This is a genomic window from Variovorax paradoxus, assembly GCF_000834655.1.
GTDB lineage: Bacteria > Pseudomonadota > Gammaproteobacteria > Burkholderiales > Burkholderiaceae_C > Variovorax > Variovorax paradoxus_F.
The window spans coordinates 68,822-90,286 of record NZ_JXQQ01000028.1 but is presented as its reverse complement, the minus strand read 5'-3'; the positions used below and the strand labels follow the sequence as shown (position 1 = coordinate 90,286).

At 69.8% G+C, this 21,465-nt stretch carries 15 protein-coding genes; 14 read left to right on the top strand and 1 reads right to left on the bottom strand.

The window, feature by feature from the left end; translation table 11 throughout:
* The first annotated feature begins 97 nt into the window (after window positions 1-97).
* From RT97_RS12940 to RT97_RS12875, 13 genes are read left to right on the top strand one after another with little or no spacing between them, the layout of a single operon-like run.
* Window positions 98-586, top strand: a complete 489-nt coding sequence (locus tag RT97_RS12940; protein ID WP_042579186.1) for an Hcp family type VI secretion system effector — start codon at window positions 98-100, stop codon at window positions 584-586.
* A 24-nt stretch (window positions 587-610) separates the two neighbouring features.
* Window positions 611-1,042 carry a type VI secretion system baseplate subunit TssE gene (tssE, locus tag RT97_RS12935; protein ID WP_042579185.1) on the top strand — a complete coding sequence of 144 codons (432 nt, stop codon included), beginning with the start codon at window positions 611-613 and terminating at the stop codon, window positions 1,040-1,042.
* 36 nt (window positions 1,043-1,078) lie between these two features.
* A complete protein-coding gene (tssF, locus tag RT97_RS12930) occupies window positions 1,079-2,851 on the top strand; it encodes a type VI secretion system baseplate subunit TssF (protein ID WP_042579184.1) in 1,773 nt (590 codons plus the stop codon).
* On the top strand, window positions 2,839-3,849 hold the full coding sequence (gene tssG / locus RT97_RS12925; RefSeq protein ID WP_253278222.1) for a type VI secretion system baseplate subunit TssG: 1,011 nt from the start codon (window positions 2,839-2,841) through the stop codon (window positions 3,847-3,849). Before tssF ends, tssG begins: the two co-directional genes overlap by 13 nt.
* Complete coding sequence (gene tssH, locus RT97_RS12920; protein WP_042579183.1) at window positions 3,836-6,511, top strand: type VI secretion system ATPase TssH; 2,676 nt, start codon at window positions 3,836-3,838, stop codon at window positions 6,509-6,511. Before tssG ends, tssH begins: the two co-directional genes overlap by 14 nt.
* An 18-nt stretch (window positions 6,512-6,529) precedes the next feature.
* Window positions 6,530-9,538 carry a type VI secretion system Vgr family protein gene (locus tag RT97_RS12915; protein ID WP_052810640.1) on the top strand — a complete coding sequence of 1,003 codons (3,009 nt, stop codon included), beginning with the start codon at window positions 6,530-6,532 and terminating at the stop codon, window positions 9,536-9,538.
* A gap of 6 nt (window positions 9,539-9,544) precedes the next feature.
* Window positions 9,545-13,036, top strand: a complete 3,492-nt coding sequence (locus tag RT97_RS32110; RefSeq protein ID WP_052810639.1) for a type VI secretion system Vgr family protein — start codon at window positions 9,545-9,547, stop codon at window positions 13,034-13,036.
* A 37-nt stretch (window positions 13,037-13,073) separates the two neighbouring features.
* Window positions 13,074-15,971, top strand: a complete 2,898-nt coding sequence (locus tag RT97_RS12900) for a DUF2169 family type VI secretion system accessory protein (protein ID WP_042579182.1) — start codon at window positions 13,074-13,076, stop codon at window positions 15,969-15,971.
* A 2-nt stretch (window positions 15,972-15,973) separates the two neighbouring features.
* Window positions 15,974-17,065 (top strand): pentapeptide repeat-containing protein, encoded by a 1,092-nt coding sequence (locus RT97_RS12895; RefSeq protein ID WP_042579181.1) that lies wholly within the window; start codon window positions 15,974-15,976, stop codon window positions 17,063-17,065.
* 12 nt (window positions 17,066-17,077) lie between these two features.
* Window positions 17,078-17,806 carry a DUF3540 domain-containing protein gene (locus RT97_RS12890; protein WP_052810638.1) on the top strand — a complete coding sequence of 243 codons (729 nt, stop codon included), beginning with the start codon at window positions 17,078-17,080 and terminating at the stop codon, window positions 17,804-17,806.
* Window positions 17,807-17,819: 13 nt separating this feature from the next.
* On the top strand, window positions 17,820-18,212 hold the full coding sequence (locus RT97_RS12885; protein ID WP_042579180.1) for a DUF4150 domain-containing protein: 393 nt from the start codon (window positions 17,820-17,822) through the stop codon (window positions 18,210-18,212).
* A 20-nt stretch (window positions 18,213-18,232) separates the two neighbouring features.
* Window positions 18,233-19,297, top strand: a complete 1,065-nt coding sequence (locus RT97_RS12880) for a serine hydrolase (protein ID WP_042579179.1) — start codon at window positions 18,233-18,235, stop codon at window positions 19,295-19,297.
* Between the two features lie 5 nt (window positions 19,298-19,302).
* Window positions 19,303-20,133 (top strand): hypothetical protein, encoded by an 831-nt coding sequence (locus RT97_RS12875; RefSeq protein WP_042579178.1) that lies wholly within the window; start codon window positions 19,303-19,305, stop codon window positions 20,131-20,133.
* A 25-nt stretch (window positions 20,134-20,158) separates the two neighbouring features.
* On the opposite strand, the gene RT97_RS12870 is transcribed toward RT97_RS12875, so the two are convergent.
* Window positions 20,159-20,656 (bottom strand): hypothetical protein, encoded by a 498-nt coding sequence (locus RT97_RS12870; RefSeq protein ID WP_155403801.1) that lies wholly within the window; start codon window positions 20,654-20,656, stop codon window positions 20,159-20,161.
* 107 nt (window positions 20,657-20,763) lie between these two features.
* Here RT97_RS12870 and tssJ point away from each other — a divergent pair, with 107 nt between their 5' ends.
* Window positions 20,764-21,456: a type VI secretion system lipoprotein TssJ gene (gene tssJ / locus RT97_RS12865; protein ID WP_052810637.1), complete on the top strand. Its 693-nt coding sequence runs from the start codon at window positions 20,764-20,766 to the stop codon at window positions 21,454-21,456.
* Window positions 21,457-21,465 lie beyond the last annotated feature (9 nt).

Below are 21,465 nucleotides of genomic sequence, written 5' to 3'. Positions count from 1 at the left end.
AGGTTGCGATCAGGAATTCGAATTCCGCGGAATGCTTTATTCGAATTAAAGGGGTTTTTAACGTCGGCATGAATTGCCGAATAACGAAAGTACTCAAATGCCGATGCCGTGCTACCTCACCCTCGAAGGTCAAAACCAGGGAAAAATCGAAGGCTCCACCAAGGTCAAGGGCCATGACGGAAAAATTCTCGTGCAAGCCGTCGAGCACACGATCGAAATTCCCAAGAGCCCGCAAACCGGCCTGCCGACCGGCAAGCGCGTCCACGGCCCGACCACGCTGACCAAGGAAATCGACAAGTCCTCGCCCAAGCTGTTCCAGGCCCTCACTTCGGGCGAACAGATGAAGTCGGTGGAGCTCGAGTTCTACCGGATCTCGCCCAAGGGCACCGAAGAGAAGTACTACACGGTCAAGCTGGAGAACGCGATCCTCACGAGCATCCGCTCCTGGACGCCTAACTGCCTGAACCCCGAGAACAAGCAGATGGGGCACATGGAAGACGTGGCGTTCACCTACGAGAAGATCACCTGGACCTTCAATCCGGACGGCATCGAGGCCGAGGATTCCTGGCTCGCGCCGAAGTCCTGATCGGCCGCAGGCTGATCGCCCGCCGTGAGTGAATTCCGCCTGCTCGAACGCGTGGCCCGCTGGGAAAGCGGCATGGAGCGCCACGGTGCCGCGGGTGCGAGCCTCTTGATCGACTCGGTGATCGCGCACCTGCGCTGCATCCTGAACACCCGCCAGGGCAGCGTGCCGCTCGATCCGCAGTTCGGCGTTCCGGACTTCACCAACCTCGCGGGCGGCCTCTCGGCCGGCTCGGTGCGCGACATCGAAGTCGCCATCCGGCAGGTGATCCTGCGCTACGAGCCGCGCCTGGGTGCGCCCCAGGTCACGCTGCGCGCCGACCCGGGCGACCCGATGTCGCTGCGCTTCGATGTCGATGGCCGCCTCGAGGTGGACGGCCAGGAGATTCCGCTGCAGCTGTCGACCATCGTCGGCAGCAACGGCAAGGTCAGTGTTCCCGACCATGCATTGAGGCGCTGAGGCATCGAGCGCCTCGCGCGCACCGCGACCCCAGAGATGAGCAAAGCCACCTTTCTTCGCTACTACCAGGACCAGCTGCAGCAATTGCGCACGCTGTCGGTGGACTTCGCGCGCGCCAATCCGGCGCTGGCGCCGATGTTGGCCGAGCCCTCGGGCGACCCGGACGTGGAGCGGCTGCTCGAAGGCGTGGCTTTCCTCAATGGCCTCACCAGGCAAAAACTCGACGACGAGTTCCCGGAGCTTCTGCAGGAACTGGCCAACCAGCTGTTTCCGCACTATCTGCGGCCGGTGCCGGCGGCGACGCTCGTGATGTTCGAGCCCAGGGCGGCGCTTACCGAGGCGGTGCAGGTGCCCGCCGGCAGCGAGCTGGCGTCGCTGCCCGTGGACGGCACGCGCTGCCGCTTTCGCATCAGCCACGCGCTGCAGGTGGAGCCGCTCGCGCTGCGCGGCTTCGAGCTGGTTCACGATGCGGGCCGGGCGCCCGCGCTGCGGCTGGACTTCGTACTGCAGGGCATCGACCTGGCGCAATGGGGGCGGGGGCCGATCCGGCTCTTCCTGGGCGCGGGCTTTGCGCAGGCCAGCAACCTGCTGATGCTGCTGATGACCCGCGTGGCGCAGGTCGAGGTTGCCGCCGGAAGCCCGACGCAGGGCGGCGAACGCTTCGCGCTGGGCCGCCAGGCGCTGCGCTGCGCCGGCTTCGACCACGAGATGCTGGCCTATCCGCAGCACGCGTTCTCGGGTTTTCGGGTGATCCAGGAATATTTCGCGCTGCCCGAGAAGCTGCTGTTCGTCGAGCTCGACGGCTTCGAGCGCTGGGCAATCGCACGCGGCGGGCAGCAGTTCAGCGTGTGGCTCACGCTCACGGACCTGCCGCAGTGGGCGCCCGAGCTGCGCGAGCACAGCTTTCAACTCAATGTGGTGCCGGTGCTCAACCTGTTCGAGCACCCGGGCGAGCCCATCCAGCACGAACACCGCACGAGCGAGTACCGCGTGCGGCCCGAGAACGAGAAGAAAGGCCACTACCAGATCTTCTCGGTCGATCGCGTCGTCGGCTATTCGCAGGGCGCGAGCGAGGAGCGCGTGTACCTGCCCTTCGGCATGGCGGGCCTTCCGGGGCAGGCGAACCAGGTGAACCCGACGAGCCAGGCACCGGCGAGCTACTCGCTGTCTCGCCGCGCATCGGCCGTGGGCCGCGGCCAGGACCTGTTCGTGTCGATCGCGACCCCGCGCCAGCAGCCGCTGACGCCCGAGACGCTGTCGATCTCGCTGACCTGCACCAACCACGAACTGCCCGAGAGCCTGAAGCTGGGCGACATCAGCCAGCCCACCAGCAGTTCGCCCGAGCGGCTGTCCTTTCGCAACATCCGCCCGGTCACGCCGCAGCTCAATCCACCGGCCGACGAGCACCTGCTGTGGCGGATGATTTCGCACATCTCGCTGAACTTCCTGTCGCTGGCCGATGCGGCCAACCTCAAGATGATGCTGGGCCTGTACATCTTCTCCGAGCGCCAGGACCACGGCCGCGAGATTGCCAACCGGCATCGCATCGCGGGCATCGAGTCGCTGGTCGCCGAGCCCGAGACGCGGCTGATCGGGCGGCGCATGCTCAGCGGCCAGCGACTGCGCATGGGCTGCCGGAGCAGCCACTTCGCGAGCCTGGGCGGCCTCTATGTCTTCGGCTGCGTCATCGAGCGCTTCCTGGGCGACTACGCGGCGATCAACGCCTACACGCGGCTGGAGGTGCGTGACATCGACACGGGCGAGGTCTTCGATTGGCCGGCCAGGCTGGGGCGGCAATGCCTGCTCTGAAAGACGACCTGCGCGGGCGCGCCTCGAACTACGGCTACTTCCAGGCGATCCGCCTGCTGCGCCGCGCCGGGGTGACCAACATCCAGGTGCGGCCTCACCTGAGCCTCGGATTTCCCGACAACGACATCGAGCGCATCGAGCGGATGCGCGGTGCCGCCGCAGACGGCAGCGAAGACGCCTACCGCGTCACGGCCAGCTTCTTCGGCCTCTACGGCGTGTCCTCGCCGCTGCCGACCTTCTATACCGAAGACCTGCTCGACGACGAGCGCGAGGGCCGCCACGCGCGGCGCGACTTCTTCGACATCCTGCATGGCTCGCTCTATCCGCAGCTCTTCGATGCCTGGCGCAAGTACCGACTACAGATGCGCGTGGTCGAGGACCAGGACCCCGAGGCGCTCGACACCCTGTACGCCTTCGCCGGCCTGGGCTCGCCCGCGCAGCGCGAGAGCCTGGCGCCCGACGCTGCGAGCCTGCTGCGCCATCTGAACCTGTTCGCGCAGCGCACGCGCTCGGTGCTGGGGCTTCGCACGCTGCTGGCCGATGCTTTCGCGCCGGCCACGGTCGAGGTCGAATCGTGCGTGGCGCAGTGGGTGTCGATTCCTGAAGACCAGCGTCTGCGGCTCGGGCTGCAGGCGCACGCGCTGGGCGAGGCCTGCCCGCTCGGTGCGCAGGTCGAGGACTGCGACAACCTGCTGCGCCTGGTCATCGGCGAATTGCCCGAGGCGCTTTTCCAGCAGTTGCTGCCGGGCGCGCCGGGTCATCGGCGGCTGCAGTTCCTGGTGCGCTTCTATCTCACGCGGCCGCTGCAGGTGGCCGTCGAACTCAGGCTGCGCAAGGACCAGGGACGCAAGGCGCGCCTCGGCACGCCGGTCTGGTCGCGCCTGGGCCTGGACACCTGGCTGCCCGGCGATCGCGAAGGCGATGCGCCGGCCGTCGGCTTTCGCCTCGCGGCGCCCCTCACTTCCTCCACTAGGACCTCTCCCCATGTTGCTGGTTGACCTGAAGCCGCTCGTCGGCCGCCTCGGCGGCTATTGCAAATCGTCGCTCGAGAACGCGGCCGGGCTGTGCATCTCGCGCGGCCACTACGAGATCACGCTCGAACACCTGCTGCACCGGCTGCTCGACGAGCCGCAGGCGGACCTGTCGCTGCTGCTGCGCCAGAACGGCGTCGATGCCGGCGCGCTAAGGCAGGGCGTCGAGCGCGTGCTGGAGGAGATGCGCAGCGGCAATGCCGGCCGGCCGGCGTTCTCGCCGCTGTTGCTCGAATTGCTGCAGGACGCCTGGCTGCTCGGTTCGGTGGACCTCGGGCAGACGCTCATCCGCTCGGGCGCCGTGCTCGCCGCGTTGGTGGCGCGCTCGGGGTTCTACGCCGGCGGCGGCGTCGGGCCGCTGCTGGGCCCGCTGCGCAAGGAGACCTTGCTCGAGCAGTTCCCCAGCGTCTGCGCCGGATCGATCGAGGGCCAGCCCTCGGCAACCGGCGAGGGCGGTGCCGTCGAGGGCACGACGCCCGGCGCGCCTTCCGGTGCGATCGCCAGGTACTGCGAGAACTTCACCGACAAGGCGCGCGCCGGCAAGATCGATCCCGTGTTCGGCCGCGACGCCGAGATCCGCCAGATGGTGGACATCCTCGCGCGCCGGCGCAAGAACAACCCGATCTGCGTGGGCGACCCCGGCGTGGGCAAGACCGCCGTGGTCGAGGGCCTGGCGCTGCGCATCGTCGAGGGCGACGTTCCCGAGATGCTCAAGGAGGTGACGCTGCTGGGCCTGGACATGGGCATGCTGCAGGCGGGTGCCAGCGTGAAGGGCGAGTTCGAGAATCGCCTGAAGGGCGTCATCGAGGAGGTCAAGGCCTCGGCCACGCCGATCATCCTGTTCATCGACGAGGCGCACACGCTCATCGGCGCGGGCGGGCAGGCGGGCACCTCGGATGCGGCCAACCTGCTCAAGCCTGCGCTGGCGCGTGGCGAGCTGCGCACCATTGCCGCCACCACCTGGGCCGAATACAAGAAGTACTTCGAGAAGGACGCCGCGCTCGCGCGCCGCTTCCAGCTCGTGAAGCTCGACGAGCCCGATGTCGCCACCGCGGTGCAGATCCTGCGCGGGCTGCGCGAGCGCTACGAGGAAGTGCACCAGGTCGCCATCCGCGACGACGCGCTGGTGGCCGCGGCCGAACTCTCCAGCCGCTACATCACGGGCCGCCAGTTGCCCGACAAGGCCGTCGATCTGCTCGACACCGCGTGCGCGCGCGTCAAGGTGCTGCAGCACGCCAAGCCCGATCGGCTGGAGGACACCGAACGCCGCATGCAGGCGCTCGAACGCGAGGCGCGCGGCCTTCGGCAGGACGTGGATCATCGCCAGCCGGTGGATGCGCAGCGCTTCGCCGACATCGATGCGCAGATGGGCACGCTCGGCGCCGAAGCCGAGCAACTGCGCACGCGCTGGCAGGCGCAGCGGGCTGCCGCACAGGTGCTGCGCGATGCGCGCGCGGCCTTCGGCGCAGCGCGGCGCGCGCACGCCGATTCGCCCGATTCGCCCGATTCGCCCGAAGCGCAGGCACTGCAGCCGCTCGAAGCCGCGCTGATCGAGGCCGAGCAGGCCTTCGCCACGGCCCAGGGCGGCGAGGCGCTGGTGCGCATCGATGTCGATCCCGAGGTGGTGGCCAAGGTGGTGTCGGACTGGACCGGCGTGCCGGTGGGCAAGATGCAGAAGGACCGCGCAAGCACCGCGCTGGGCCTGGCCGATGCGCTCAAGCGCCGCATCCGCGGCCAGGACGCCGCGCTCGACCAGGTGGCCGAGATCGTCAAGACCGCGAGCTCGGGCCTGAACGATCCGCGCCAGCCGCTGGGCGTGTTCCTGCTGGTCGGCCCGTCGGGCGTGGGCAAGACCGAGACCGCGCTGGCCGTGGCGGACCTGCTGTTCGGCGACGAGAAGTCGACCGTGGTCGTGAACATGAGCGAGTTCCAGGAGCGCCACAACGTGAGCCGGCTGATCGGCTCGCCGCCGGGCTACGTGGGCTACGGCGAAGGCGGCCTGCTGACCGAGGCCGTGCGCCAGCGGCCTTACTCGGTGGTGCTGCTCGACGAGGTCGAGAAGGCCCACCTGGACGTGCTGAACCTGTTCTACCAGGTGTTCGACAAGGGGATGCTGTCGGACGGCGAGGGCAAGGAGATCGACTTTGCCAACACCGTCATCTTTCTCACCTCCAACCTCGCCACCGACGTCATCACCGAGATGACGCAGGGCGACGAGCCGGTCGATCCGGCGCTCCTGGCCACCGCGATCCGGCCGCTGCTGTCGAGCCACTTCAAGCCGGCGCTGCTCGCCCGCATGACCATCGTGCCCTACGTGACGCTCGGCGCCCAGGCGCTCGGCGGCATCGTGCGGCTGAAGCTCGAGCGCATCGCGCAGCGGCTGGCGCACAACAACAAGGTGCGCTTCAGCTTCGCCGACGCGGTGGTCGAGCGCATCGCGGCGCGCTGCACCGAGGTGGAGACCGGCGCGCGCAACATCGACTTCATCCTGCGCGGCAACGTGCTGCCGCTGATGTCGCAGCAGATGCTGCTGCGCATGGGCAGCGGCGAGCCGACCAGCGCCGTGCATCTGGACGTCGATGCAGCGGGCGAGTTCACCGTGCGCTTCGACGCCGAGGCCACGGCCTGATCCCCGGGCATCCGAGCCATGAGCAGCCTCTCCGATCGCCTTCCGGCCGACCATCGCTTCGAGTTCAGCAGCGACGCCTGCCCGGCCGACGCCTTCGCCGTGGTGAGGATGAGCGGCGTGGAGGCGATCTCCAGGCCGTACCGCTTCGAGCTCGTGCTGGTCTCGGACGATGCGGCGATCGACTTCGCGCAACTGGTCGGCGCCGGTGCGCAGCTGCGCATCCTGGCGCCCGACGACGCGACGCGCGCCACGCCCTACGCGGGGATGCTGGCCGAGTTCGACCAGCTGCACCAGGCGGGCGGCTTCACCTTCTATCGCGCGGTGCTGGTGCCGCGCCTGTGGCAGCTGTCGCTGTACCGGAATTCGGAGGTCTACCTCAACGAGCAGACGATCCCCGAGATCGTCGAGAGCCTGCTCGCCGGCGCCCGCTTCGGCGCCGGGCGGGACTACACGCTCAAGCTCAATGGCGCATACCGGGCGCACAGCTATGTCTGCCAGTATCAGGAAACACCGCTCGCGTTCATCTCGCGGTGGCTCGAGCGCGAAGGCATCTACTACTACTTCGAGCAGGCCGACGGCATCGACCGGCTGGTGCTGCTCGACGACATGGTGGCCCAGCCCGCTGAGGCGCTCGCGGTCAGCTACCGGCCGGCCGACGAGCTGGACGTCGGCCTCGCGCCCGATTCGGTCCAGGGCCTTGTGTGCCGCTCGCGCATGCTGCCGCGCAACCTGGTGCTGCAGGACTACAACCATCGCCGCGCCAGCGTGCCGCTGGAGGTGACGGCCGAGGTCTCGCCGCGCGGCCTGGGCGAGGAGATGCTCTACGGCGAGAACTTCCGCAGCGAGGAAGAAGGGCAGCGCTACGCGAAGATCCGCGCCGAGGAGCTGCGCTGCGGCGGGCGCGTGTTCAGCGGCGAGGCCACCGCGGTGGGGCTGCGCAGCGGCTATTTCATGGACCTGTCGCACCATTACCGCGACGACTTCAACGGCCGCTACCTGGTCACCGAGATCACGCACGAGGGCTCCCAGGCCGGCGCGCTGCTCGATGGACTGAAGACGCCCTTCAACGAAGGCGAGCGCCGGGGCACCACCAGCTACCGCAACAGCTTCGTCGCGCTGCCCGCGGCGACGCAGTTCCGGCCCGCGCGCACCACGCCCAAGCCGCGCGTGGCCGGCACCATGAGCGCCACGGTGGACGCCGAGGGCTCGGGCGAATACGCCGAGCTCGACGCCTACGGTCAGTACAAGGTGCAGATTCCTTTCGACCGCACCGAGAAGGGCGCGGCCAAGGGCTCGGCGCCGGTGCGCATGGCCTCGCCGTATGCGGGCAGCGACCACGGCATGCACTTTCCGCTGCACAAGGGCGCCGAGGTGCTGCTGTCGTTCACCGACGGCGACCCCGACCAGCCGGTGATCGTCGGCGCGGTGCCGAACTCGGACAACCCCAGCGTCGTCGATGCGCGCAATCCGCGCCTGAGCATGATCCACACGAAGGGCGGCAACGAGATCGGCTTCGACGACACCAAGGGCAAGGAAGCGCTGTGGCTGCGCTCGCCCCACCAGGACTCGGCGCTGGTGATCGGCGCGCCCCGGCCGGCGTTGGTGCAGGCGGCGTCCGCTTCGGCGGCGTCCGCGCCCGCCACGCCCGGCAACATCTTCCAGGCCACCAAGGGCGGCAGCGACAAGGTGAGCTTCGGCGTGGACAACACCATGAGCTTCGGCGGCAAGAACACGCTGTCGCTGGGCACCGAGGCGAGCCTGGCGGCCTCCTTCGCCAACAGGGTGACCATGGGCACCTCGCTGTCCATCAATTTCGCCACCGACGTGAAGTGGAACATGAACGCCGTGCCGTTCACCGACCTCTTCAGGAGCGTCACCATCGACGACACCGATTCGGTGACGCTGAAGAAGTCGTTCGTCAGCAGCGCGCTGGACACCGTCACGCTCACGGCCGGTGCGCGCACCGCGGCCGTGGACAACCTGGCGCTGACCACCGAGCTGAACATCTTGCGCGGTGCCGTTCTTGCCTACACCGGGCTCAACCTGGCGCAGTCCACCGTCTTCGGCATGGCGGTCAACGGCTCGGCCGGCGGCAAGTTGACGCCCGGCGCGCACGACGGCCAGGCGGCCGGCCCGTCCAGCCCGATGGCGACCGGCGGCTTCACCGGGTGGCCGGGCGTCGTGGCCAAGTTCGGCACCGACGCCATCACGAACGGCGTGGCGCTGCTGCTCATCCAGCAGCGCGCGCAGGACCTCGCGGAAAAGATCAAGGCACTCAAGAACCTGAGCCGCGTGACCATGAGCGACCAGGGCATCGTGCAGACATTCGGCGCAGACGACGACGAGGCACGGCTCGAAGTGAACGGCTACGGCGTCCAGGCCCACAGCGCGCGGTTCCAGGTGCAGAGCCGTCGCCTGGTGGACGTGGAGGCCGGCGACTGGATCGGAGTGCGCGCGCCGTTCATTGCGCTGGGGACGCCGGGTGCCGGTGCCGGGCCTGCGCTCGTCAAGATCGACGAGAAGAAGCAGACGGTGCGCGTGGAGACCTCGAATTCCGCACTGGAGCTCAAGGACGACACCACCACGCTGGTGGCGGACAAGATCAATGTCGGCCACGGGTTGATCGTTCCCAATCCGCTGGCAGTTTCATTGGAGCTCCAGGAGGCCGCCGCCAGGAAAAAGGTGGCAGCCGCAACGCTGTCCGCCGACAAGGGCTACGAGCGATTCGAAAAGGCGCCGGTAGGGGACGAAAGAAGCGCGGCACTGCGTGCCTGGTATGCCCTGGAAGACCTCAAGGACGAAAGCCAGGTGCAATGGGATGCGATCAAGGCCCAGCAGGCCCTGTGCGACGGACCCACCACCTTCATCAACGGCCTGGCGGTGGACGCCGCCGCCACCGCGCTCACGCACACCGGAACGTCGTTGAAGGTCATGCCCACGGGCGTGGTCATCGCATACGGCGAGAGCAAGCTCACCGTGGACGCCCTGGGCGTGGTGGGCGACGGACAGGTCATCCGACTCGGCTGAGACACCATGACATCGACCATCTTCCAGCGCCTTCCCTCCGACCGCCGCTTCGAGTTCACCAGCACGGCCTGCCCGCACGACACCTTCGCGGTGGTGCGCATGAGCGGCTTCGAGGCCATCTCCAGGCCCTACCGCTTCGAGCTGGTGTTGGTCTGCGACGACGCGCAGCTGGACCTCGCGCGCGTGCTGGCCGCCCGGGCCGAGCTGCGCATCCTCGCGCCGGACGGCAGCCGCCAGGCCACCCCCTATGCGGGCGTGCTGTCGGAGTTCGACCAGCTGCACCAGGCGGGCGGCTTCACCTTCTACCGCGCGGTGCTGGTGCCGCGGCTGTGGCAGCTGTCGCTGTACCGCAATTCGGAGGTCTACCTTCACGAGCAGACGATCCCCGAGATCGTCGAAAGCCTTCTGAAGGCCGCCAAGCTCAAGCCGGGCAGCGACTACACGCTCAAGCTCAGGGCCGACTACCGCCCGCGCAGCTATGTGTGCCAGTACCAGGAAACGCCGCTGGCCTTCATCTCGCGCTGGCTGGAGCGCGAGGGCATCTACTACTACTTCGAGCAGGCCGAGGGCACCGACCGGCTGGTGCTGCTCGACGACAGCACGGCCCAGCCGGCCCAGGCGCTGGCCGTCAACTACCGGCCGGCCGACGAGCTCGACGTGGGGCAGGCGCCCGATTCGGTGCAGGGCCTGGTGTGCCGCACGCGGCCGCTGCCGCGCAGCCTGGTGCTGCAGGACTACAACCACCGCCGCGCCGGCATGCCGCTGGTGACGCAGGTCGAGGTCTCGGCCGGCGGCGTGGGCGAGGAAATGCTCTATGGCGAGAACTTCCGCACCGAGGAAGAAGGGCAGCGCTACGCCAGGATCCGCGCCGAGGAGCTGCGCTGCGCCGCGCGCGTGTTCAGCGGCGAGGCCACCGCGGTGGGCCTGCGCAGCGGCTATTTCATGGACCTGTCGCACCACTACCGCGACGATTTCAACGGCCGATACCTGGTCACCGAGATCACGCACGAGGGCTCGCAGGCCGGCGCCTTGCTGGCCGGGTTGAAGACGCCCTTCAACGAGCGCGAGGAACAGACCCTCTACCGAAACACCTTCGTCGCGCTGGCCGCGGCCACGCAGTTCCGCCCCGCGCGCAGCACGCCCAAGCCGCGCGTGGCCGGCACCATGAGCGCCACGGTGGACGCCGAGGGCTCGGGCGAATATGCCGAGCTCGACGCGCACGGCCAGTACAAGGTGCAGATTCCGTTCGACCGCACCGAGAAGGGCGCGGCCAAGGGGTCGGCGCCGGTGCGCATGGCCTCGCCGTATGCGGGCAGCGAACACGGCATGCACTTTCCGCTGCACAAGGGCACCGAGGTGCTGCTGTCCTTCGCCGACGGCGACCCCGACCAGCCGGTGATCCTGGGGGCGGTGCCCAACTCGGTCACGCCGAACGTGGTCGACCAGCGCAACCCGCAGGACAACCTCATCAGCACCAAGGGCGGCAACCAGATGCTCATGGCCGACACCAAGGGCAAGGAAGTGATCTGGCTGCATTCGCCCTTCCACAAGAGCAGCCTGGGCATCGGATCGGTCCATCCCGAAGGCGGCGGCAGCATCTACGAGGCCACCACCGGCGGCAAGGACTCGGTGTCCTTCGGCAACAGCAACTCGATGAGCTTCGGTCCGGCGAATTCGCTGTCGCTGGGCACCAAGGCCTCGATCGGCGCGGCCTTCTCCAACGACGTGTCGATGGGCACCAAGATCGGCATCGACGCGTCCTCCAGCATCAGCTGGAAGGCGAACTTCGGCACGCTCCCGGGCATCGGCTCGTTCGAGGGCACGAGCGGGCTCAAGAACATCTCGATCGACGACTCCGACAGCCTGAGCCTCAAGCGCTCCTTCGGCGGCAAGTCGAACAAGAGCGCGAAGATTCAGGCCGGCGCCTTCGACGACGAGGCGAGCGCCGCCGCGCTCGAGATCTCCAAGCAGAAGCTGCGCGCGATGATCGCCGGCTACACGGCGCTGAACTTCACCCAGTCGACCATCTTCAGCATGGCGGTGAACGCGAGCGCCGACGGCGTCTTCCTGGCTCCCGATCAGAAGCAGGCCAAGAAGAACCAGGAGGCCGACGACCTGCGCTTTGCCGACGAGGAGGCCAAGGCCAAGGCAGCCGAGAAGGAAAAGCTCAAGGCCGAGGCGCCGCCGGCCGAGGTCACCCAGGAGGCCGCTCAGGGCACCAAGGACGCCGACGCATGGCGGGCGGCGGCAACGCAGCGGATCGACCAGAAGTACGCGAACGGCCCCCACGGGTCGGCGGCCGAGAAGGCCGAGCGCGACGAACTCGCCAAGGCCTCGCCGCCCGACGACATCGCCCGGCGCGCCGCCGCCGAGACGGTCTGGCGGGCCGCCAAGGAAAAGGAGATCGACGACCGCTACAAGAGCCGCGCCGCCGCGCAGGCCGCCCCGACGAATCCCGATCGCCGCACGCTGCAGGGCTGGCCCGGCATCATCGGCAAGTTCGGGCTGGATGCGGTTTCCAACGTGGCCGCGATGGCCCTGATGCAGGTCTATGCGCGCAAGCTGCAGGCCGAGATCGACGACCTGAAGCTGGTCAGCGAGATGAGCCTCGGGGTGGAGGGCATCGCGCAGTCGGTCAATGGCGACGATGCGCCCGACCTGACCGCGTGGAAGCTGCTCAACCCGTTGGCGGCCGACCCGTTGAAGCTGCGTGCGGGCTTCACCATGAGTCCGACCGACGGCGTGACCCTCAAGGTGGCGGACAAGACCGACGACTGGGCCGACGACACGGCATTGACGGACGGTGCCATCCACCTGATCGCCAGGCTCATCGACCTGCAAGGCGGCGACACGCTCAACGCCCAGGCGCCCGCGGGTGCCTTCGGCACGGTGCCGACCCCGGCCGGGGCCTATGCGGGCATGGCCTTCACGTCGGGCGCGGCGGGCGATGGCGCCACCTTCAGGAGCCTGGCCGGCGCGAAGGTGGCTGCCACGGGCGAGGCGCTGGAGCTGAGCGCCGAAGCGATCGAAGTGGGCTTCAGGATGCCCGCGCCCGAAGTCAACCTGGTGGCGGCGCTCGCGGCGAAGGAGGCCGCGGAAAGGGCGCTGACGGCGGCCAGGCGCGCGCGGGCCGCGACCCGTGCGGCGCTGGCCGAGGCCGACAAGGCGATCGCCCTGGCGGGCGTGCTGCCGGCCAACGCCCCGTTGAAGCTCGCGCGCGTGCCGCTGGCCAAGGCCGACCGCGAAGCCGTCAGCGCCGTCAGCAAGGCGGCGGCCCTGCTGGTGGCCGCCACCACGCGGGCCGCCAACGTCGCGACCGCCCCGACGACGCCGCTGTTGCACGGCCTGAGCATCAACCGGGACCAGGCCTCGCTCGCGTTCGGCCCCGCCGGCTGGAAGGCGACGCACACCGGCCTGCACGTCAATTTCGGCGATGCCAAGGCCGACTTCCAACCGCTGGGCGTCTCGCTCGACGGTGGCCTGATCAAGCTGGGTTGAGCGCCATGCCATCCACCCACCCCGCGGTCGATCCGTCATGAAGATCATCAAGCCCGACAGCATGGCGGTGGTCCATCGCGCGCTGCGATGGCAGCAACGCGACCGGCTGGCGGTCGGCCTGGTGGCGCTGTTTCCGCTGGCATCGGCGCGCTTCGATGCGCTGCGGCCCGAAACCGAGCTCTGGCAACTGCTGCCGCAGGCACCCGGCGCGCCGGCCGTGCTCGACGAGGGCTACCCCAAGCCGAAGGCCGAGTTCATGCTGTACGGCGAGGCTTGCGCGCCCGGCGCCACGCCCGTGACCCAGCTCGCGGTGCGTGCGCGCGTGGGCAGCCTGGACAAGCCCTTGCTCGTGCACGGCGACCGGCACTGGAGCGCGCTCGGCGCGCTGTCGTCGCCGGCGCCGTTCACGCGCATGCCGCTGGTCCCGGCCAACGCCTTCGGCGGCCCGGGCGACGAAGCCAACCCGCTCGGCAAGGCCGCACCGGCCCTGCCCAACGTGGAAGACCCGCGCCACCCGATCGTCTTCAAGGGCGACCGGCCGGCACCGGCCGGCTACTGGGGTGTGGACAGCAGCGCGCCGCAACGCCAGCGCCACCTGGGCGCCGTCGGCAAGGCCTGGCTGCAGAACACCTGGCCGCACCTGCCCGAGGACACCCAGGGCGACTACTTCCAGAGCGCGCCGCCCGACCAGCGCCTGGCCGGCTTCTTCACCGGCGACGAGGCGATCGAGCTGAGCCACCTGCATCCCGAGCAGCCGCGCATCGACAGCGCGCTGCCGGCCCTGCGCGGGCGCTGCTTCGCGGCGCTGCGTGGCGCGGACGCGCAGCCCGTGTTCAAGGAAGTCGCCACCCACGCCGAGACGGTCTGGCTGATGCCGGGCCTGGGCCTGGGCGCGGTGCTGTACCGCGGCACGCTGGAGGTCGCGGACGAGGAGGCGCAGGACGTGGCGTGCCTGGTCATGGGCTGGGAGCCGCTGCGCGCCGCGCCGCTGCCGGAAGCGCACTACCGCGACCAGTTGCCGCCACCTGGGGCCGCCGCCGCAGGTGCAGCCTCGGCGGCAGCAGCCGCTGGTGCGGCGTCGGCGGCAGCGGCCGCCGCGAAGGAGGCGGCATCCCTGGCCGCGTCCGCGGGCGCCGCAAGCCTGCCCGCCGCGGCAGCGAGCGCCGCAGCAGCAGCGGTTGCCGGTGCCCAGACCCCTTCGGCATCTTCGGGGAACGCCCGGAAGCAGGACGTCGCTGCACCGGTGCCCGCGGCGGTCACCGATCCGGCATTGGCGGAGATCGAACGCGTCACCGCCGAGATGAATGCACAGACCGACCGGCTGCTGGCCGAGCACGGCATCCCGCGGTCGCAGATCGACGCACTGATGCAGCCGCCGCCACCGGTGCGCGACGTCTCGCTGGCCGAGATCGAGACCATGACGCAGAAGCTCCAGGCCGAGCATGCGGCGCTGCTCGCCCAGAACGGCCTCACCCAGGCCGACGTGGACGCGTTCGTCCGTTCGCGGCAGGGAGAGTTGCCGCCGGCCGCCGTGAGCCTTGCGGACATCGAGGCACAGACGCAGCAGATGCGGCTGCAGACACAGCAGCTGATGCGCGACAACGGCATCGACCACAACGACGTGGCCGATGCGCTGAGCCGCAGTGGGGCCAGCAACGAAGCGGTCGCGTTCATGCGGCAGTTTCCGGCGCTGGCCGCCGGCGGCGCGGCACCGCTGGCGTTGTCGTCGCAGCCCGGCTCGGCGCCGGTCGCCGGCGCACCGGGCGCCAAGACGCCAGCGGCTGCGGTGGCGGCTCCGGCAGCGGCTTCCGTCGCGACCGCTGCGCTGGGGCCGGCGGCCTCGGCACTGGCCGCACCGGCCACGGCCGCCGCGGCGGCCCCAGCAGCCGCCCCACCCGCGGAGGCACCCGTCGCAGCGCCGCATCCGCCGACGACCCGCGAGGAAGTGATCGCATGGCAGGCCGAGGGCCGCAGCTTTGCCGGGTTGAAGCTGGACGGCCTGGACCTCAGCGACCTCGACCTGTCCAACGCCGACTTCAGCGCCGCGACGCTCGATAAGACGCGCTTCGATCGCGCACGCCTGGCCGGCACCCGCTTCGACAAGGCCATCCTGCAGGGAGCGAGTTTCGAGGGCGCCGATGCGACCAAGGCCAGCTTCCAGTCGGTGCGCGCGGCCGGCAGTCGGCTTGCCGGCGCCACGCTCGGCGGTGCCACATTGAAGGCAGCGGATTTCAGTCGCAGCGACTTCACCGGCGCCGGCTTGCAAGACGCCCAGTGCGCCCGGGCCGACTTCAGCGGCAGCCGCATGGCCGGCCTGCGCGGCGCGAAGCTGCAGGCCGGGCAGGCCAACTTCAGCGAGTGCGGCCTCGAGGGCGCGGACCTCGCGGGTGCCACGCTGACGGCGGCGCGCTTCGATGCCGCGCGTATGGATGGCGCTGCACTGGCATCCGTGCAGGCCGAGCGCTCGCAGTGGTACGGGACGCAGGCGCCGAAGGTGGACTTGAGCGGCGCCAATCTGCGTGGCGCGCGCGCCGGCGCCGGCACCGTGTTCGCGGGCACGAACCTGCGGGGTGTGAACCTCGATGGGGCGGCTTGGAGCGACGGCGTGGACCTGCGCGGCGCAGCGATGCAATCGGCTTCGCTGGAGCGCGCCGACTTCAGCGGCGCGCACGCGGCCGGGCTCCTGCTGGCCGGCGCCAATGCCAAGGGCGCCAATTTCTCCCGCAGCACGCTCGATGCCGCCGACGCCCGCGGTGCCAACCTGATGGGCGCCTCGCTGCGCCATGCACAGCTCGCCGGTGCGCAGTTGGGCGGCGCCAACCTGCATGCCAGCGACGTCTACGGCTCGGCGATCGTGCAGGCGCACACAGCAGGCGCACTGACCACCGGCACGCTCATGCAGATCCCCGGCCGGCCCGAGGCGCGAAAGGCATGAACATGAGCGCATCCGCCGCCTTCGCCGACGCCGATGCCGCCCTGGCGGCCATCGCGCAGCGCGGCCGCCAGCTGACCGGCGCCAGCGTCGCGGGGCTCGACTTCGCAGGGCGCGACCTTTCCAGGGTGCACTGGCGCGACGTCGACCTCCGGCAGGCGCGCCTCGAAGGGGCCAACCTGGAAGGCGCCGTGTTCGAGCGCTGCACGCTGTCCGATGCGGTGCTCGCGGAGGCGACGCTCACGGCCACGCAGTGGCACGCCTGCGACCTGCAGGGCGCTTCGCTGCGCGGTTCGCGCGGCGCGCGCATCTCGATGAGCGAATGCAGTCTGCGCGAGATCGATGCCGCGGGCGCGCAATGGACCCACGCCATGTTCGACCGATGCGACCTGTCGGCGGCGAGCTTCGCCGATGCCGCGCTGCCGCACACCGATGCGCACCAGTGCCGCTTCGACGCCACCGATTTCAGCCGTGCGCGGCTGCAACGCTTCACGGCCATGGATGCCGAACTGGGCAGCGCCCGCTTCGACGCCACCGACCTCACCCAGGCCTACCTGGCCGGGGCCAGGCTGGCGGGCCAGCGCCTGGGCAATTGCGTGCTGTCGATGGCGCAGTTCAACCGCGCCGATCTCTCGGGCGCCGATTTCTCGAAGGCGCAGTTGCAGCAGGCCCAGTTCCAGAACGCAACGCTCGAGGGCGCGGTGTTCAGCGGCGCAACGGGCCTGCATGTGCGCTTCGGCGATGCACGCCTGGCGCGCGCGCTGCTCGACGACGCGAGCTTCGAGATGTCGGACTTCGCGCGCGCCGATCTCGCGGCCGCGCGGCTCGTGCAGCTGCGCGCTTCCAGATCCAACTTCGCCGGCGCCCGCTGCCAGGGCGCGCAGATGGCGCGGGCGGTGTTCGTGCACAGCGACTTCTCGCATGCCGACCTGAGCGGCGCCGATTGCAGCCACGCCGACTTCAGCGGCGCAAACCTGCATCGCGTCATCGAGCGCGGCACCAACTGGAGTGACGCCGTGCGGCGCGGCAGTTTCGCCACCGATGCCGAGCGCGCCCGCGCCGAAGACTGGCGCCCGGCGCCGGCCACCCTTTCCTGAGAGCCCCCAGCCATGAGCAGCAACGATCCCTCCCTCGCCACCTTTGCGCCCTTCGTGCCCGACAGCGCAGCGGCCGGCCCCCGCCTGGTCACCGGCACCGTCTGCGGTCGCGCCGGGGCGTGGCTGTTCGTGCGCAGCAGCGAAGGCGAGCAACGCGCGCAGGTCGCGCCCAGTTGCCTGCTGGCGCCGGAAGACGGCGATGTCGTGCTGCTGTGCCTCACGCCCGACATGCCGCTGGCCGAGCCGCTGGACGGCGCGATGCGCGTGCTGCCCTGCCGCCAGCACGTGCTGGCCGTGCTGTCGCGCGCCGCGCCGTCGCAGGCGCAGGCGACGGTGCAACTGCCGGGTGGTGCCCGGTTCGTCACGCAGGAGGGAAGCGTTCGCATCGAAGGTCGCGAGGTGGACATCGCGGCATCGGCCGGCCTGCGTGCGCGCACGCCGCAGTTGACGCTGGAGGCGGCCCACGGCGACCTGCGCTTCGGCCACGCCAATGCCTCGGCCGGCAGCTTCACCGGCGTCGTCGGCGAGATGCAGCTGTTCGCGCGCAACCTGAGTTCGCAGGTCGGCCGCCTGGTGCAGAAGGTGCGCAGCAGCTTTCGCACCGTCGAGGAACTCGACGACCTGCGCGCCGGGCGCACGCGCTGGGAGGTCGAGGGCCATGCCCAACTGCATGCTCGGCAGGCCAGCGTGCTCGCCGAAGGCACCGTCAAGATCGACGGCCAACGCATCGACCTCGGTTGAAGGAGCACGACGCATGTTCGCAGTGACCCTTGCCGGCGGCCAGTGCATGGCCACGCCCGATGTCTGCGAGGTCCCCACGCCCGGGGGGCCGGTGGCCACGCCGTTTCCCAACATCGGCCTGCCGTCGATGGGCGATTCGCCCACCACCAAGGTGCTGGTGAGCGGCATGCCCGCGCTCACCAAGGCTTCGAAGATCCCGCTCACCAACGGAGACGAGCTCGGCAAGGTCGGCGGCGTGGTGTCCAAGAAGAGCCAGGGCGAAGTCGAATTCGTCGTCGGCAGCGCGAAGGTCAAGTTCGAGGGCCAGCCCGCCATCCGCCTGTCGACGCCCACCAGGCAGAACGCCGGCAACGCGCTCGGCACGGTGGTCGCGCCGAGCCAGTCCAAGGTCATGGTCATCAGTTGAAACGATTCAGAGGAACCCGAATGAACATCCATCCAGGCAAGAAATCCGTGACCGACATCCCTTCGCTGGCCGGCCGCCGGCACGCGCTTCGCAGCGCCGCCGCGGCCATCGCGGCGCCGGCCCTCGTGGCCTGCGGCGGCGGCACGAGCTTCAGCAGCTTTGCCCAAGGCGTGCCCACCGCCGTCAGCCAGGCGATCAACGAATTCACGGCGATGGCCCCCGACACCTCGGGCGCGCTGGTGCGCACGGACGTGTCGCCCATCCCCTGGTCCGCAGGGCAGGGCACGGAGCGCAAGCTCTTCGCCGCCAGCGCGGTCAAGACCTTCATCCTGGCGCAGTTCCTGCGCGAGGCCGAGGCGCCGGGCAGCAGCATCGGCCTGTCGACACGCTGCGAGGTGAGCGACGCGCAGCGCAGCATCAGCAGCTCGGTGCTGGGCGGGCTCACAGGCACCTCGAACTACGGCAACGTGCTGGACGCGATGATCGCGCGCAGCGACAACACCGCCACCGACATCGCGATGGCGGCGGCGGGGCCCGACCGGGTCCGGGCACTGATCGCGCAGGCGGGCCTCGCCAACACGCAGATCTTCGATTCCACCCGGCGCGTTTTCTCTTACCTGGCGGGCGCTCCCATCGGCGTCGACCTGGGCTGGCCCGGCATGCTGAAGATACTGAGCGGCGACAACGCCGGCCTGACCCCGCGCACCGACGTCATCAACCCCACCGAGTCGATGCTGAGCTCGGCCTCCGACCTGGTGGCCTGGTACGAGCAGGCGCTCACCGGCAAGTTCTTCGCCACCGCGGCCAGCCTGCGCGAGTTCAAGCGCATTTCCTCGCAGGCGACCGCGCTGTGGCAGGTGGTGCCCGCCGACGTCGTCTCCTACGGCAAGGGCGGCAGCATCGACTGGGAAGACTTCCATGCGCTGTCGCTGGCGGGGCAGATGCGGTTCAACAACGTGCCGGTCACCTTCGCCTTCGTGCTGAACTGGAAAGGCGGCGAAACCAGCAACGAACGCACGCCCGCATTCGGCGCGGCAGCGTCCAAGGTCTTGAACGCGGTGGCCGACGCGCTGCGCAAGGCATGAGCGCAATGACCATCGTCGCCGTCACCGCGCTCGCACCCGACCCGCAGCGCCTGTCCGACCTTGCCGGCACGCTCGCGCGCTACGGCCTCAAGGCGCTGGGGGGTGTGTGGGAGACCACGCCGCAGAAGGTGGTCGCGCTCGACTGGCGGCCAATGGTCGATGCGTTCGTCGCGCAGCGCGCCGCGCACTGGCTGGTGCTTGCCGATGCCAAGGCGCTGCAGGATCCGTCGGTCCGCTACGGCCTCAACCTGATCGCCGCGAGCCTGCGCAGTGCGTTGGGTGCCGACTTCGGCATTGCGGTGCTGTGGCCCGAAGCTCGCGGCGCGGGTGCTGGCGGTGGTGCCGAAGTCGCGCCGCGTCCCGCGCTCCCCGCGCAGTTGCGCGATGCGCTGGTGCTGGAGTCCGGGGCGGCCTGGCCCGCCAAGCTGGTCGCGCGCATGCATCGCGCACGCTCCGGTGCCGCGGCGGCCGCGGACCGGCTCTCGGTCCACGGCAACGAGCAGCTCGGCCAGTGGGTCGAACTCGCACCGGGTGCAGGCAGCTGGCAGGGCGTGATGTTCGCCGTGGCGGGCGAGGGCGCCTCGATCGACTTCCAGGCCACCGGGCCGAGCGGCGGCCTGCCGGAGACATCGACCATCGCCTACGGGCAATCGGGCCTGAAGCTCGAAAGCGCTGGGCGCACCTTCACCGGCTGGGCCTTGCGCAACGAGATCGGCGCGACGGCGAGCGGCCCGGTGTCGTACTACGCACGCGTGCGCGGACGCCCCGAGGCGTTGCTGTGGATGCCCTACACCGAGGAGGACGATGCCGATGCAACGCTGCTCGCACTCGACTGAGGTTCGTGCCGTCGCGCCGCTTCGCTCAGGGCAGCAGGGCGGGCCCGACCACGTGTCCGAGCGAATCCAGGCGCAGCGCGGCGCCGGGGTCGTAGCCGAGATCGACGTTGTACTCCTCGCCTTCGAAGCGGTAGGTGACGCGATAGCGTGCGGCCTGAAGGCGTTGCGCGGCGACCGTGTCACAGGCGGTCTCGGGCACGAAAGAAGGAGGCGGTATGTCGCCCTCGCCGGTGGGCTCGGAAGAGAACATCCGCGACCACAGCGATGCCTTGGGCGGCGGTGCGATCTGCACGCCGCAGCGCTCGCGCGTGCCGCGCTCGGCCACCTGCGTGCGATAGACGGCGAGCACCGCGGTGACGCTGAACGGGCCGATGGCGGCCGGTGCGGGCGCGGCGGCAGCCGGCGTGACCGCCGGGGCGACGGGCTCGGGCTTGGGCGCATGGGCGCAGCCGACGGCGATGGCGGCCGCGCAGAACACGGCGGCGATCAATGCGGGCTGGCGGGAACAGGGCAGGCGGTGCATGCGATGGCGAGGCGGAAGCGGTGCGCCATGGTACGGGCTCGAAGCCCGATGCGGCTTGCGAACAAGCACCGCTTCTGTTTCATCGGCAACATGGCCGGGGTGCGCGCGTGAGCCGCCGATGCACTGCCGCGCTGGCGCTGTGCGCCCTGGCGATCGCCGTGCTGCAAGGCTGCGCCGCGGCCAATTCCGCGATGGGCGGCAACACGGCCAAGCAGGCGCGCGCCGAGGTCAGCTGGGACGCGGGCAAAGACGGCGTGCTGATCGAGATCACCTCGGCCACCGACCTCAACCTCTACGAGAACGTGCCGCACACCCTGCTGCTGAGCGTGTTCCAGATGACCGACGCCGCAGCCTTCCAGAAGCTGAAGGCCGACCCGCAGCAGATGTCGCGCGTGCTCGCGAGCGGCCAGGCAGGCCCCGACTTCGTGCAGTTCAGCCGCTACGTCGTGGCGCCGGGCCGGCGCACGCTGCTCGCGCTCGACCGGGCCCAGCAAAGCCACTACGTCGGCTTCGTGGCCGGCTACTACCAGCTCGATGCCGAAGGCAATGCCCGGCTCTTCGAAGTGCCGCTCACCGTGAGCAGCAAGGGCTGGTTCTCGACCACCTACAGCGCCGAGCCGGTGCCGCTGGCGATCCGGCTGCACCTGGGTTCGCAAGGCATCGTCTCGGCGAGCAGGCTGAACGCCTATCCGATACCGAAGAAGGAGTCGGCATGGATTCCGCTGGACGGTGGAGGCCGCGAGATCGACCTCACGCCCCAGCCCGGGGAATCCGCCGATCCGTCCACCCGAAAACTCTGAGTACCGAAT

Excerpts from the sequence above, each read along its gene's own strand:
- tssG (WP_253278222.1), top strand. The coding sequence starts at position 2,839 with ATGCCTGCTCTGAAAGACGACCTGCGCGGGCGCGCCTCGAACTACGGC.
- RT97_RS12915 (WP_052810640.1), top strand. The coding sequence starts at position 6,530 with ATGAGCAGCCTCTCCGATCGCCTTCCGGCCGACCATCGCTTCGAGTTC.
- RT97_RS12900 (WP_042579182.1), top strand. The coding sequence starts at position 13,074 with ATGAAGATCATCAAGCCCGACAGCATGGCGGTGGTCCATCGCGCGCTG.
- tssF (WP_042579184.1), top strand. The coding sequence starts at position 1,079 with ATGAGCAAAGCCACCTTTCTTCGCTACTACCAGGACCAGCTGCAGCAA.
- RT97_RS12875 (WP_042579178.1), top strand. The coding sequence starts at position 19,303 with ATGACCATCGTCGCCGTCACCGCGCTCGCACCCGACCCGCAGCGCCTG.
- RT97_RS12940 (WP_042579186.1), top strand. The coding sequence starts at position 98 with ATGCCGATGCCGTGCTACCTCACCCTCGAAGGTCAAAACCAGGGAAAA.
- RT97_RS12895 (WP_042579181.1), top strand. The coding sequence starts at position 15,974 with ATGAGCGCATCCGCCGCCTTCGCCGACGCCGATGCCGCCCTGGCGGCC.
- RT97_RS12880 (WP_042579179.1), top strand. The coding sequence starts at position 18,233 with ATGAACATCCATCCAGGCAAGAAATCCGTGACCGACATCCCTTCGCTG.
- RT97_RS12890 (WP_052810638.1), top strand. The coding sequence starts at position 17,078 with ATGAGCAGCAACGATCCCTCCCTCGCCACCTTTGCGCCCTTCGTGCCC.
- RT97_RS12885 (WP_042579180.1), top strand. The coding sequence starts at position 17,820 with ATGTTCGCAGTGACCCTTGCCGGCGGCCAGTGCATGGCCACGCCCGAT.
- RT97_RS32110 (WP_052810639.1), top strand. The coding sequence starts at position 9,545 with ATGACATCGACCATCTTCCAGCGCCTTCCCTCCGACCGCCGCTTCGAG.
- tssH (WP_042579183.1), top strand. The coding sequence starts at position 3,836 with ATGTTGCTGGTTGACCTGAAGCCGCTCGTCGGCCGCCTCGGCGGCTAT.
- RT97_RS12870 (WP_155403801.1), bottom strand. The coding sequence starts at position 20,656 with ATGCACCGCCTGCCCTGTTCCCGCCAGCCCGCATTGATCGCCGCCGTG.